Source organism: Marivirga salinae (genome assembly GCF_030503855.1).
GTDB lineage: Bacteria > Bacteroidota > Bacteroidia > Cytophagales > Cyclobacteriaceae > Marivirga > Marivirga salinarum.
In genome coordinates this window covers 2,678,173-2,693,130 of sequence record NZ_CP129971.1, presented here as the reverse complement: position 1 = coordinate 2,693,130, position 14,958 = coordinate 2,678,173, and the positions used below count along the sequence as shown (strand labels likewise).

The following is a 14,958-nucleotide window of genomic DNA, read 5'->3' as shown; positions in this document are numbered from 1 at the left end:
TATGCTAACTTTCATTTATTATTTCCTGATTTGTAGTAGAACAGCTTCTTTATTATTGATACCAAATAGTAAATAGTTTTGGTTTTGGATTTGAATAGAATTGATAGAGCGAACATTTCCTCTGATTCCTAAGCTTTTATGTTCATTCATTGAGTTGAAATTACCTTCACCATCTCCAAACAACACTAAACCATCATTGGCATCCAACTTACCATATTGCGGTTTAAAGCCTTCTTCATTACCAGCCAATATCAAATCCAAATTATCATCTTGATTAACATCCAGTATTTCTACTGAATGAACTGCTGATAATTGTGCTTGAATTGGCAGATTTGCTTTTTCAAATTCACCATTTCCTTTATTAAGCATAACCATTGTTTGGAAAGTATTAACTGTTTTATTGGATGCATCTTTAATTTTTTCAGCACCAAATAAATCTTCAATGGATTTAGTGCCATAATCTTTATATTTCAAATTTTGCTTTTTCAATATAGGGAGTTGACCAATCATTTCTCCTTTCTGTTGAATGGGCATATCTTTTCCATCGATTGTTCTAGTCAAAATCTTATCCTTATCACCATTAGAGTCAAAATCCTCAAGCCAAATCTTAACTGGCTTTTCATCAGTAGCTGAGAAATAGAAATTCTCGCCCCTATTACCTAATACCAAATCAGGCATACCATCATTATTCAAATCAGCTACTTCAACAGAATTCCACCAGCCTTTTAAATCCTTTAAAGGATTATACTCTATTCTTTTCAGCTGTTTACCTGCAATTTCAAATATTTCAATGCCCATCCATTCGCCTGAAATAATTAAATTTTGATTACCGTCTTGGTTGATATCTTCTATTTTCGCATCTGTGATCATTCCAAGCCCATCCAACTCTTTTGCTCTTCTGATAGTCATATCCTTGAAGTTTCCATTTCCATCATTTTCAAACAAAAAGCTTTTCGGGCTTTGACCATATTCCTGAGGAACTGATCGACTCCCCACAAATAAATCTAAATCACCATCTTCATCATAATCAAAACTTAAAACAACTGAAGTATTATATCCTATTTCTGGAATTGCATTTGATTGTTCTTCAAAATCACCTGAGGCAGTTTGTAGAAACAACTTATCATTAAAAACAGCTGAATTTGCAGAAGTATGGTTTCCACCATAACCAAAATATATATCCAATAAACCATCATCATTAGCATCAAAAGCATGGATAGCGGTCACTTCATTTTCCTGATCATTCAATTCTTTAGATTTGAATTGACCATTAGGTTGCTGATAATAAATACTACTTACTTGACCTACTGCACCGCCTATAATTACATCTTCTAATTCGTCATTATTCAAATCGACTACCTCTACTGAAGGTCCTTCCTTTGAGAGCATCCTCATAATCAGCCCCTCATAATAATAATCAACATGATTATCTTCTTCATGCTTTTTAAAATCATTATTTACCTGCTTAAAATACTGCTCTTTTGATTCTTTCAAAAATGGAGTCTTAACTGTCCCTTCTTTTTTAGATATATTTTTATAATCAACGGTGAGCAAAGTATCAATTGCAGGCTTTTCAATTATACTTATCATTTTATTAGGCCAGATGACTTTAATTGAGTCTAATTTTTGAATTTCACCTATTCCAAAATGAAGATTATAATCAACCGAAGATTGGAAACCTCTACTTGGCATCATTTGACGGTAGAATTGAGATCCTCCTCCAAATACATGGACTTTTGCCCCAATGGCATCACGATTAGGCTTTTCAAATTCTAATGCTACTTTTAAAAAGTGAGTGCTCTCTGTCTTAGCATTACTCTTATAAATTGTTGAAGGGTGATTGAGATTATTAACTATAATGTCTAGACTTCCATCATTATTCAAATCAGCATAAGCTGCACCATTTGAGAAAGTCTCCTGACCTAAGCCCATTTCTTTTTCCTTGCTGGCAAACTGTAAGTTACCTTGATTGATAAACATTTTATTTGCTTGAGGATTACTTGGCATCTTGGCAAGGATATCTTCCATTTTGTCTTTTTTGCCAGTCAGCACCATACGCTGAACCACATCATTTGCAAAGAAGTCCATAAAATCGGCATCCGTTACATCTTGATAAACACCATTACAAACAAATATGTCATTGTATCCATCCATATTTGCATCGAACATTAAAGCCCCCCAACTCCAGTCGGATTGTGCAACACCTGCATACCATGCTATTTCTTGAAAACTTCCATTTCCTGTATTCAATTGCAATGCATTGTGCATGTATTGATGGTAAAAATCTCTTCGGAGTTTGAGTTGGTAAGTATTATAATTTTCAAACTGTAATTTCTGTTTGATAAGTTGATCCGTTTCCGGTATCATTTCAGTGGTGAAAATTTCAGGATAACCATCATTATTGATGTCAGCCAAATCGGCTCCCATGGAAGCCAGACTCATATGATCCATCCATTTTTTACTGTCTTCAGAGAATGTCCCATCTCCTTGATTGATGTAGAGATAATCTCTTTCAAAGAAATCATTGGAAACGTAAATATCTTGTAAATGATCTCCATTTACATCCCCTACTGTTACTCCAAGCCCGAAACCAATTAAAGAACCGTAAATTCCTGCTTCTCTACTTACATCAACAAATTTGTCATTATCATTTCGTAACAATTTATCGCCACCGCCTTTTACAAAATCTTTTACATCCCAATCTTCGGCATATAAATCTCTTTTATTGCTATTATTGAGTGTGTTTACAGGGATGAATGAATTATTTAGAATATAAACATCTAAATCACCATCTCCATCATAATCAAAAAAGGCAGCATGCGTAGTATAACCTGATTCATCTAAGCCATAATCAGTGGCTTTTTCTGAAAAAGTGTTATCACCATTATTAATAAATAATTCATTTACAGGTTCACTGCCTTCTTGGTAACCTGCATTGCTAATGTAAATATCTTTAAAACCATCTTGGTTAAGATCAATTATGCTGACCCCCGTACTCCAGCCTCCGTATCCCTTCAATCCAGCGCTTTCAGTAATGTCCTCAAATTTGAAATTTCCTTTATTAAGGTAAAGTTTATTATTGACTTGGTTACCCGTAAAAATAATATCTTGTAGCCCATCATTATTAATATCAATGATGCCCACACCGCCCCCATTGTAGAAGTTACGGTAGGAAAAAATATTGAATTTATATTTATTTTCTACTTGATTAAGAAAGGTTATTCCTGTTTGAGTTGAATCAAGTAATTCAAAAGTATTTGTTTTTAAATCAGATGTCTTTTCACTTTCAGGATTGTTTTCACAAGCCATAAGCATAATAAAAATAAGACTCCAGTAATAAAAAAGTGATCTTCTATTAAACATCGAATATAGGTTTTAAAACCTTAAATGTATAAAAAAAGGATAATGGAAAATAATCCATTACCCTTTTTTTAACTGAGTAAATTAATTAATAACCAGGGTTTTGATCTAAATCAGGGTTAGTACTTACTGCTGTAATTGGGATTGGAAATAACAGTCTTGTTTCATCTGATTGTGGTTTATACAACCAAGGATCTAAGAATTTTCCAAATCGAATTAAATCCTGTCTTCTCCAGAATTCAATGTATAATTCACGACCTCTTTCATCAATGATATCATCATCAGTAAGACCTGCTAAAGGAGTTGCGCCACGTAAATCACGCAATTCATTAATCATTATAAGCGCTTGGCCCGTGTTACCTGATCTGTGTAAAGCTTCCGCTTTCATTAACCAAGCATCAGCATATCTAAAGAAAATTTGATTAGATGGACCAACACCAGGCTCTCCTCCTTCAGGAATAGGAGGATATTTTATCAATCTGATACCAGTAGCTTCACCATGTCCAGTCAGTTCTTCTGGCATCTCCCTTGTAAAGAACAATGGTTCTCCACCTCTAGTCTCCAAGGCATAAGCACTATCTTTATCAAGAGCGGTTCCATATTGCTGACCATATAACATACCTCTACCTAAACCATTATCTGGAACATAACCCCTTCTAATTTCTTGACCACTTTCTGGAGCGTTCGTATCTTCCGGTCCTTCAAATAAAGAATAGAATTCAGATGTTGTAGCAAAACCATTCCATCCACCACCACTTAGTATAAAACTATGGTTGTAATGAAGTGTATTCGCTATTCTTGGATTTGCACCATTTGACCCAGTTATCAAATAAATTGATTCTGAACTAGCTTCTGGTGTTTCAAACATCCCAAAAAAATCCTCTTGTAAAGAAAAACCTTCAGCTGTAATAGCATCAACATCTTCAATTACCTGTTGCATATCTGCAGCTTCTGGACTAGAATTTGCCGTAGCGCCATTCAAAAGTATATGTTTGTTTAAATAGAATTTTGCTCTTAAATGTAAAGCAGAAGCTTTTGAAGCTCTTCTTAATACATCTGCACCAGCACCTGGGCCAGTAGATGGAAGACTATTAATATAAGAATCAGATAAATCTTCTTCTATAAGACCTATTAATTCAGCAACAGTATGTTCAGCACCTTCATCTCTTTTATAAACTATTGGTGTTGCATCTACTGGTTCTGAAGGATCACGATCAGGTACCTTACCCCAAAAATCTAGAATCAAGAACCTAGCTAGAGCACGAAAATATCTTGCCTCAGCTTCCTCTTTAGCACTAGGGTTTGATAATAAGATTTGATTTGCTGCAAAAGTAAACTCATTTAATTGATTCCATGAATTTAAAATTTGAGGATGACTTGAATTCCAACTATGTTGATGTAGTTGTCTCCAAACTCCTCCATCTCCCCAGTCGGTTCCTCTTGTCGGAACTAGTTGAGCATCACCTGTTAATGCCATTAAAGCATAAGTATTTTCTTGAGAATGTAAATATTCGCCAAATTGATTATACATTCCAGAAAGCCTACTGCCGACATTCACATTACTGAAATCTTGTTCTACTATTTCAGAATCTATTTCTTCTACTTCTAAGTCGGTACAACTAAATGCAGTGACCGCCAAAGTTGTTAATAATATATTTTTAAAATTTTTCATTTTAATATCTTTTAAAATGTAACATTAAGACCAATTGTTAAAGTTCGTGGTCTAGGAAATGGAGTGTAATCAATTCCAAAAGAAGGAATTCCATTTCTAGCTGCTGTATTGGATACTTCAGGGTCTATCCCACTATAATTTGTGAAAACATGTAAATTTTGAGCATTTGCAGAAAGTCTCATAGATTTAATAAAGCTGTTTTCATCTAAATCAAAATTATATCCAACGGAAAGATTCTGAACTCTTAAAAAATCTGCTTTTTCTAAGAAATAAGTTGAAACGATAGGTGTATTACCTTGTGCCTCACCACTTTCCAATACATCTTCTGTAACATTTCTACCACTTCCTAAACTACCTGCAGTAAAGAATGCATTTGCAGTATTGTTATAAATGTGGTGGCCTCCTTGACCATTCAAGTATAATGCAAAGTCAAAATTCTTGTAGGCAACAGTAGTATTGAATCCATAATTCCATACAGGAATAGGGAATTTACCCACTAATTCTGGATTTTCACCTTCGATATCATTAAAACCTTGTGCATCAAACCCATTAGATTCAACCATATAATAAGAAAACAATGGCTGATTGTTGGCAATTCTTTGTGCAAAAGCACCAGAAAGTCCTTGTCCAAAAATATTCCCAGTATCAAAGAAAAATTCACCTAAGTTTTTAACTTCATTTTCGTTTCTTGATACATTAAACCCAACATTCCATGTCAAATTCTCATTATCAATAGCTACATAATCTAACATTAATTCGAATCCTTGATTCACAACATTTGCATCTAAATTAGTCCAAAAGAAAGGAGTAGCTGCTGGTTGAGGTGAAAATATTTGAATTAATAGGTCTTCAGTATTTTTGTAGTAATAATCAATACTACCTGTTAATCTGTTATTAATTATACCAAAATCAAACCCACCATTATACATTGAAGTCTGTTCCCATCTAAGTCCAGGATTTTCAAATGCCACTGGACTAGTTCCGGGCTGCTGAACAGTTCCATCATTATTTATGTCAATCCCACCATAAGAATCTCTTCTCTGATGAAGATTATGAGGAATTTCTTGATTACCTGTTACACCATAACCTAATCTTAATTTTAAGTTATCGAAAGTCTCAGCTGCCCAATCCTCATCAGAAATTCTCCAAGCAAAAGCTCCCGAAGGGAATATTCCATACTTGTTATCCCCTCCGAATCGAGTTGAACCATCCGTTCTGATTGTTGCAGTGAATAAAAACTTATCATACAAACTATAATTTATTCTACCAAAGAATGATTGTAACTCATTATAATTTCCATAGTTATTTTCTACCACTGCATCAACAGGCACACTACCAGGATTACCCAAAGAAGGAGCGTCACCAAACTGATTCGTAAAGAAGGTATCTCCACCTTCAGCATAACCAAATTGCTGATAATCTCCGGTGATAGCACCTCTCACAGCATTTCCTGCTTGAATGGTTTGGTCAACCATTGCATTCAAATCAGAAGTACCATAACCAAATCCACTAACAGATCTTCCTGTATAAAGAAAGTCTTGGTAAGAATAACCCGCTAGGATATCTAAATTGCCTTCTCCTACTTTTTTATTGTAATTCAACAACGCTTCAAATAATGTACTTCTATTTTCAATATTTACACTACTCCCTCTACCATTATTAGTGATACCTCTTGTATCAATAACCAAATCTTGTGAAGTAACTGTATTTCTTGTTGAATTTGAATAATCGAGACCTCCGTTCAATCTAATATTGAAATTTTCAGTTAAGTCATAATCAGCAGAAATGTTTATTAACGCACGATTTGTTTCGGCTAAGTCCTGATTATATTCTAATAATTTATTTGGATTTAAATAACCTAATGTTTCAAAATCGGGAGCAAGTGTTGGCGGTGCAACTAAAGCAGCACCTAGTAAATCACCTTGGAAACCAGCATTATTCGTGATTGGAGCAAAACTATCATTGACTCTTGAAAAATTAGTAGATGTATTAAAGGTTAATTTATCATCCAATAATTTTTGATTCCAATTAATACGAGCATTGAATCTTTCTAACGATGCACTTTCAATAATACCATTTTGCTTTTCATATCCAACAGATGCTCTATAACTACCAGTTGAATAAGAATCACCATAAGCTATATCATGCTTGGTTGATATAGCTGTTCTCATAATTTGATCTTGCCAATCAGTATCAGCATCATCAAATCTAACATCTTCCGGATTAGAACCTAAATCAGCAACACCTTGCAAATATTGATCTTTATTCAATAGATTATATCTATTTGCTGGAGCCGAAATACTTACATTAGCATCATAACTAATTGTTTTACCCATGCCTTTACCACTTTTGGTTGTGATTAACACAACTCCATTAGCACCTCTAGCACCATAAATAGCAGTTGCAGAAGCATCCTTTAGGATATCCATACTTGCTATATCATTCGGATTTAAGAAGTTTAAAGGGTTTCTTGGGGCAGAAGTTCCTAATCCGCCATCTGGTCCACCAGCTGTTACATCATTACCAGCCAAAGGAATACCATCTACTACGAATAATGGATTATTACCATTTCTTACAGATGAACTACCTCTCACACGAATACTTACTCCTGCGCCAGGTTCTCCAGAAGCAGATGTAATTTGAACACCGGCAGATTTACCTTGAATCAATTGTTCTGGAGATGAAATCACACCCCCATTGAATTCCTTAGAGGTAACACGCTCTACTGCACCCGTAGCATCTCTGGCTTCTACTTCGCCATAACCTACTACAACCACTTCTGATAGCTGTTCAACATCTTCTTGTAATTGTACATCGATTACACTTCTACTCCCAACTTCAATAGTTTGGGATTTGTAACCAATGTATGAGAATTTTAAGCTGACATCTCCCGATATACTCAACTTATATTTCCCATCAAAATCAGTAGTAGCACCCTCGGATGTTCCCACTACCAATACATTTACTCCGGGAAGACCTTCCCCGGTTTTAGAGTCAGTAACAGTCCCGCTGACTGTTCTGTCTTGTGCATAAAGGCTTCCCAAGGAAAACCAGCATACACTTGCAATAATTAGTAAAAAGTGTCTCATGAATTTTTGAATTTTAGCCGTTTAATAGTTCCATAATTTAATTTTGATTTTTCCTAGTTTACATTTGTTTTTACTCCATTCAATACATAACTGTTTATATTTTATTTGGTTTTAACAATAAATTAATAACAATGTAAAAATTCCAAAATATCTCTGCAAGGCTTTGTGTGTAAAAAGTACACTTAGTATCTTACGTAATCGTTTACGTAGCGAAAAACACTTACTATTTAGATTTTTTCTAAATTAAACTGAAACTTTTGGTTAAAATAATATTAATATGAGTAAACATAATATTAGGTTGAAAGATATTGCAGAAGAATTAGGTATAAGCATACCTTCAGTTTCAAGAGCTTTGAATAACAAACCAGATATCGGAAAAGAAACAAAGAAGAAGGTTTTTGAACTTGCTGAGAAATTACATTATCAAAGAAATCAGTTTGCAATTAATCTTAAAAACCAAAAATCGTTTATAATTGGGGTAATCATACCACAAATAGTTCATCATTTTTTTTCCAACGTAATCAGTGGGATAATTAACGAAGCTGAAAAACTTAGCTATAGTGTGATGCTTTATCAAAGTAATGAATCTTATGAATCTGAACTTAAAGGAGTAGATACATTTCAAAGGAGTATGATTGACGGCTTGATTATTTCTCTATCAGACAATACTATTAATGTAGATCACCTTAAAAATTTACAAGAACATAATGTTCCGGTCGTAATGATAGATAAGGTTAATCCTGAGATGGAATCTGCAAAAATAATTTGTGATGATTATAAAGGTGCCTATTACGCAACAGAACATTTAATTAGCCTAGGAAAAAAGAAAATAGCCCATATTACTGGCTTAGCAGACCCCTACACTATAAAAGAAAGATATAAGGGATTTGAATCTGCTTTAAGAGACTATAAATTAACCTTCTATCCTAACTTTATGAAAAAATGCAATTTGGTTTCAAGGGAAGATGGCTATACATCAACTTTAACCTTATTATCAGAAAATGAAATTCCAGATGCAATTTTTTGTGCAACAGACCCAACAGCAATAGGGGCTATTCAAGCTATAAAAGAAAAGGGATTAAGAATTCCGGAAGATATTGCCGTTATGGGATTTAGTGATTGGAAAATGGCATCAGTAGTAGATCCTCCCCTATCTTCTGTAGCTCAACCTGATTATGAAATGGGTAAGAAAGCAGTAGAACTAATCATTAATGAAATTCAACTTACCAGAGAAAATAAACCCATTAAATATGAAACCTATATTATGGAAACTTCCTTGATTTTAAGAGAATCTACTTTGGGAAAGTAAAAGTACTGAGGTGAATAGATATTGACCCGCTATTAAAAGTAAACATTTCCCTTCTAGCTAGTAAAAGGCAGGTTTACATGTAAGCAGATTTAGAAGAGATGAACATAATTAATACTTCACCAATTTTTCACCTACCCAATTATTCACCTCAAAACTTAAATTCTTTAACAGCTAAGCACTATTTTTAAGTAAACTTCAATTAATCAGGCACTTTAATCATTTTCAAATCGATCAATTTCGATTCCTCATATCCTATAGACATATACCCGAAAACACCACCAGCAGCTTCTGCAACCTTTTTAGCAATGTCTTTCATAGATTCAACAAACTGATTGGCCCAGTTTTTATCTACTTTCTTTAAAATGTCATTTAATCTTTCAATATCCTCAATTACTTGCTTACTCCTGACTTCCGCTTCCTTAGGGTAAGTATTCAGTAGTTCATTTAAACTTTTTTCAAAATCTGGTGCTATATCTTGATAATAACTAAGTAATTCCTTTCTAGCCTTACTTTGCTTTATCTTAGTCAAATTTATTGCTTCTTTTAATTCACCTTTACTGATCTGCTCATCAGCCCCTGCTATTAAAATAGTAACCATTGCAGGTATTTTTTTCAACAAGTCAATCTCTGATTCTGATAAATTTTCTAATTCGGGTATCATAGTTAATGGTTAAGTTAAATTTTTAGCAATATAAATAAAGAAGGAAATTATTGTCATTGAATGTTGAAGAAAAATTTAATTTTCGATTAACATGAACCTATACTCTACTAAATCAATAATTATTTTGGGAAATCTTTATGATGGTTGATAGACTCTATCTGATATTGATGATGTTTTAAATGTGATACAAAAAATTGCAAAGTTTGTAAAACATTCAATTTACCAACTGCCGGATGCACAAAAATAAAATGACCTATTTTCTCTTCAGGAAATTCACTTAAAAAATTAAACATATCATTTCTTAAATGTTCCCATTGATGAGAAAAATCATGAGCATCATGACTTATACTTAAACTATCTTTCTTTTCAGATAAAACCTTAGGGGCTTTATATTTCTTTTTAGAATTTAATCGATTAACCAACAATATCGTTTTGATTTCTGACTTCAATCCTACTTTTTCGTCTTTTCTATTAAAATCAAAATTTTGCATAAACTGCAAACTGATATTCTCAGAAGTATAAAGATGTTGCATAACATCTAGCATTGACCAAGAACCTTCTTCAGGATGAAAATTAAGTTGCTCATCATTGAAAACTTGTAAGAGTGCTTCGTAATAAGCTTTCCCTTCTTCTACTCTAGCCCAATGCTTTTGAATTTTTGGATTCATAATTATTAAAGAATTATATAAATCTGAAATTAAGAATAAATATTGAAATCGACATTAAAAATATAGATTCGAATTTTAATACCAGATGAAAATTAAATAAACACGAAACCCGCTAAGTACTCTAATTTTAAAAAGATACTTACAGCTGTAATGGTGAAACAAGAGAATACAAAAGGCAGCCAGATGTTGTAAAATATTAACTAATAGCTCTAGACTTCAATCACTATGAAATGTATAGTATCAATTAAAATTATTTCAACAAAGGCTGATCCTGACACAATGGATGAAACAGATGAAACCACTTATTCAATTAAGGTGAAAGCCATCCAAACAGGAAGGTGATCTGATATATCTTTAGCTTCTCTTAGTACATCCGAATCAATTTTTTGAATCTTATTATTATTATAAAATATATAGTCCAATCTTTCGTAAGGTTCAGCAGTATCAAAAGTAAAATATCGAGATTCATTTTGAAGGTATCTATCTTTAGAGATTGCCTCACTAATAAGTGGACTATTTAAAAATATTTCAATTGTTTTCTCCTGTTCTATGATGTCACTAGCAAAGGGCGGACAACTATTAAAATCACCCATCAAAATAACTGGATAATCTTTTGACCACCTATTAAATTCTGTTAAAACCTTTTCTGCTTGAAGTTCTCTAGTTTCTTTATCAAATGCTTCTAAATGAACATTCATAATAATAAGTGTATCTAAACCAATTTGTATTTTATTTATTTGTAAAATTCGGTCCAGATAAAATGCATTATAATAAAATGGGGCACTAATTGGTTTACTTAAAACCACCAAATCATTAGTAATAATTTGTGTTTTACTAAGAACACCCTGCCCAGAATAGATCTTACCAAAATGATTTTTAATAGGAAAATAAGGAAAAGGAACATAGGACTTATCCCAGTTAACTGCATATGCTCCTTGATGAAATCCTAAGTGAATACCTAGACTATCAAATTGATTATAATTAAAACTTCTCGAGGCTCCAAAGTCAACTTCTTGTAAACCGATAAAGTCAAAATTATACTCTCTTAATAAGCTGGTCGATTTTGATAAATTAGCAGAAAACAAAGACTCCTTTCTATCAACGGGAAGATTGTTAGTCATGCCTGATAGGTAACCAATATTGTAAGTAAGAACTGACAAAGTATCTGAATTAATTTTATACTCACTTGCATAACTAACTACCTTATTATAATTCTCTGAATTATGGAAACTTGAACTTGCCCAAAAATAGAAAATGATAAAACTTGAGACTATAATAATTCCTGTAATTAAAAATACCTTCTTCATAAAGCGATAATAGTAAAAATAGTTAATAAGTAGAAATCTATATTGCAAAACTAGATAAAACTTAAATTATAATATTCTAATACAAGCCCTTACTATATATTATAATAAAATCATTAACCTTTATTTAAAAAATTAGAACACATCAAAACACATTATCATGAATCAAAATAGTATATAATTAAAACACAATTCTATAGATTGATAATAATTGTCAAAATAAATACTAAATCATACAATTGGTATTCTATTAGGGGTAAACAAACCGTATCCATTTTACAGAATAAAATTCTGCGCATGAAAAAAAACGAAAAATGAACTCAAGTAATTTATTGAAGTTATACTTTATTAAAAATTTATTAATAATTCATTTATAGTATTTTAAAACTTATTAACAAAGCATTACATTAAGTGGAGAATTCGAACCAAATAATCTACTGTTATTAAAATAGACTCAAAAACTAAGGGATATCTACGAAAATCATCAAAACACATTAAGTTTTGGGATATTATAATAATAATACAATATCAAAAACAGCATGTAGAAAATTTGGAAAGGCTAATTCGAATAGGCTATCGAACAAATAAAAACATATATTCAAACTTAATAAAAACTGAAATTGTATTTTACTAATCTCCCCTACTAGCTATGAATAAGTTCTTGAAACTATCAGCTTTTACTTAAGTTTGTGTTGCCAATAATATCAATTAATGAAATGAAGAGATTTACCGATATTAATCAGTACAAGAATTTTTTTGAGAGCTTAATTCAAAAAGAAAGAAAAGCCGAAATGGAATTTCATCTCAATGAGATCTCGCTTCTATCTGCTCGCCAAAGAGAGGCTAAAGGACGAGCAATTCTAAACCTAATTGGCAAGGATGCTGGCACCGGAATTGGCGGAGTGTTTTTAGTAAAATTAGTGAGAGGTTCTGGCCTACCAGATAATGAAATTTCCAATGGAGATGTAGTCATCATTTCAAAGGATAAACCTACAGGAAAAGAAGAGCAAGCAACCGTTGTAAGTAAGACCAAAAGAAGCATCACTATAGCCTATAATAAGATCCCACCCTATTTAGTTTTCGGAAGAAATTTGAGGCTTGATCTTTATTCAAATGATATAACTTTTCAAAGAATGCTGGATGCCATTGACAGCCTAGAAAAGCTACCAAATTTACAAGAATATGTTAAATCAAATATTGTACTATTACATGAATCAGAAAATTTGAATATTCAAAAATTCAGTAGTGATATTTTGAATTCAAAACAGCAAGAAATAATAAATCAAGCTTTAGATATAAATGATATTTTTTTAATACACGGGCCTCCAGGAACAGGCAAGACCACTACCCTATCTTACCTTATAAAATCTTTATTTCAAGAACAAGAAAAAGTATTGGTCACTGCTCCCTCCAATACTGCTGTAGATAATATTTTAGAGAAACTTCAAACCTTGGAAATCCCTGCTACCCGAATTGGAAATCCGATTCGGATGGATGAAAATCTACTCAATTTAAGTTTAGATGTTCAGCTACAAGACCATCCAGAATACCAACAAGCCAATGGAATTTGGAATAAAATTCAAGTATTAAAAAAGGAACAAGACGATTACGTTCCAGCTTCAGGGCAAAACAGAAGAGGGTTAAGTGATAGTAAAATAATACAATTGGCAAGTTCTAAAAAACCTTACCGAGGCATACAATCTGCCAAGCTTAGAAAGATGGCAAAGTGGATAAAAATACAACAAGAAATAAATAAGAATTACGAGGAAGCACAGGCTTTACAAACAAGTGCAATTGAAAGTATTTTAGAAAAAAGTCCTGTGATTTGCACAACCAATTCTTCCGCTGGAAGTGATCTTTTAAAGGATATTATCTTTGATGTGGTCTGTATAGACGAAGCAACCCAATCGACAGAACCAGAAGCTTTAATCCCGCTAGTAAAAGGAAGAAAATGGGTATTGGCTGGTGATCACCAACAGCTGCCTCCTACCGTAAAGGCAAAAGAAGCAAGCGATTTAAGCATCAGTTTGTTCGAAAGATTTCAATCTGAATTACCAGAAAACAGGATTGATATCTTAACTATTCAATATAGAATGCATAAAGAGATCATGCAGTTTTCAAATGAAAATTTTTATGACAATCAGTTAAAAGCACACCCAACGGTCTCTAATCATAGCTTACATGATTTACCGGGGTTTGAGCCATTCCCCTATGTTAATCCTGCTATAGAAAAGGTTGTTAAAGCTTCTGAACCCATAGTTTTTATAAATTGTGATAATGGTAAAGAACAACAGTTAGCCGATAGCCATTCTTGGTTTAATTTGGAAGAAATAGCCTTAACAAAAGAAATAACTGATGCTCTATTGTCTTCCAGACTGTTTCCAGAAGATATCGGGATCATTTCACCATATGATCAGCAAGTAAGTCGTTTAAAGTCTGCTTTAAGGGATTATCATGTTGAAATCAAATCAATTGACGGATTTCAAGGACGAGAGAAAGAAGTAATTATTATCAGTTTGGTTCGCTCCAACCCAGATGGAAATATTGGTTTTCTGCGTGACTATAGGCGTTTAAATGTTGCACTAACCAGAGCTAAAAGAAAATTAATTATAATAGGGAACCCTTCTACACTGCAATCTAACCCTATTTATAAGACTTTAATCGAAAATATTTTTAATCAATAGCCAGTAAATATTTATAGTGTAATTTAGAGTCTTATCAATCTAAATCCTGGCAGTTGATGAATGCAGCTTTTATAATTTGCTTGATATTTTCAGTTACTCTGAATTCTTTTGTTTATGCTCAACAATTAACAAAAGAACAAGATAGTATCATAAATAGGCTAAACGAATTGCGTTATAATTCCCCTGACTCAACATTAAAACTTGTCGAGCA

Annotated in this window: 8 protein-coding genes; 2 read left to right on the top strand and 6 right to left on the bottom strand. The window is 32.8% G+C overall.

The window, feature by feature from the left end; translation table 11 throughout:
- Positions 1-18: 18 nt before the first annotated feature.
- The 3 genes from QYS49_RS11350 to QYS49_RS11340 form a co-directional block, all read right to left on the bottom strand.
- Positions 19-3,363 carry a VCBS repeat-containing protein gene (locus QYS49_RS11350; protein WP_308347353.1) on the bottom strand — a complete coding sequence of 1,115 codons (3,345 nt, stop codon included), beginning with the start codon at positions 3,361-3,363 and terminating at the stop codon, positions 19-21.
- Positions 3,364-3,448: 85 nt separating this feature from the next.
- Positions 3,449-5,032, bottom strand: coding sequence for a RagB/SusD family nutrient uptake outer membrane protein (locus QYS49_RS11345; RefSeq protein ID WP_308347352.1), 1,584 nt, complete (start codon positions 5,030-5,032; stop codon positions 3,449-3,451).
- 11 nt (positions 5,033-5,043) lie between these two features.
- The gene (locus QYS49_RS11340; RefSeq protein WP_308347351.1) at positions 5,044-8,121 is read right to left on the bottom strand and encodes a SusC/RagA family TonB-linked outer membrane protein; all 3,078 of its coding nucleotides are present in this window, start codon (positions 8,119-8,121) and stop codon (positions 5,044-5,046) included.
- Positions 8,122-8,398: 277 nt separating this feature from the next.
- Here QYS49_RS11340 and QYS49_RS11335 point away from each other — a divergent pair, with 277 nt between their 5' ends.
- The gene (locus QYS49_RS11335) at positions 8,399-9,430 is read left to right on the top strand and encodes a LacI family DNA-binding transcriptional regulator (protein ID WP_308347350.1); all 1,032 of its coding nucleotides are present in this window, start codon (positions 8,399-8,401) and stop codon (positions 9,428-9,430) included.
- Between the two features lie 199 nt (positions 9,431-9,629).
- Here the strand turns inward: QYS49_RS11335 and QYS49_RS11330 are convergent, their stop codons facing one another.
- The 3 genes from QYS49_RS11330 to QYS49_RS11320 form a co-directional block, all read right to left on the bottom strand.
- Complete coding sequence (locus QYS49_RS11330) at positions 9,630-10,091, bottom strand: hypothetical protein (protein WP_308347349.1); 462 nt, start codon at positions 10,089-10,091, stop codon at positions 9,630-9,632.
- A gap of 119 nt (positions 10,092-10,210) precedes the next feature.
- Positions 10,211-10,759, bottom strand: a complete 549-nt coding sequence (locus tag QYS49_RS11325) for a DinB family protein (RefSeq protein ID WP_308347348.1) — start codon at positions 10,757-10,759, stop codon at positions 10,211-10,213.
- A gap of 302 nt (positions 10,760-11,061) precedes the next feature.
- Positions 11,062-12,066 carry an endonuclease/exonuclease/phosphatase family protein gene (locus tag QYS49_RS11320; RefSeq protein ID WP_308347347.1) on the bottom strand — a complete coding sequence of 335 codons (1,005 nt, stop codon included), beginning with the start codon at positions 12,064-12,066 and terminating at the stop codon, positions 11,062-11,064.
- A 713-nt stretch (positions 12,067-12,779) separates the two neighbouring features.
- Here QYS49_RS11320 and QYS49_RS11315 point away from each other — a divergent pair.
- On the top strand, positions 12,780-14,747 hold the full coding sequence (locus QYS49_RS11315) for an IGHMBP2 family helicase (protein ID WP_308347346.1): 1,968 nt from the start codon (positions 12,780-12,782) through the stop codon (positions 14,745-14,747).
- The last annotated feature ends 211 nt before the right edge of the window (positions 14,748-14,958 follow it).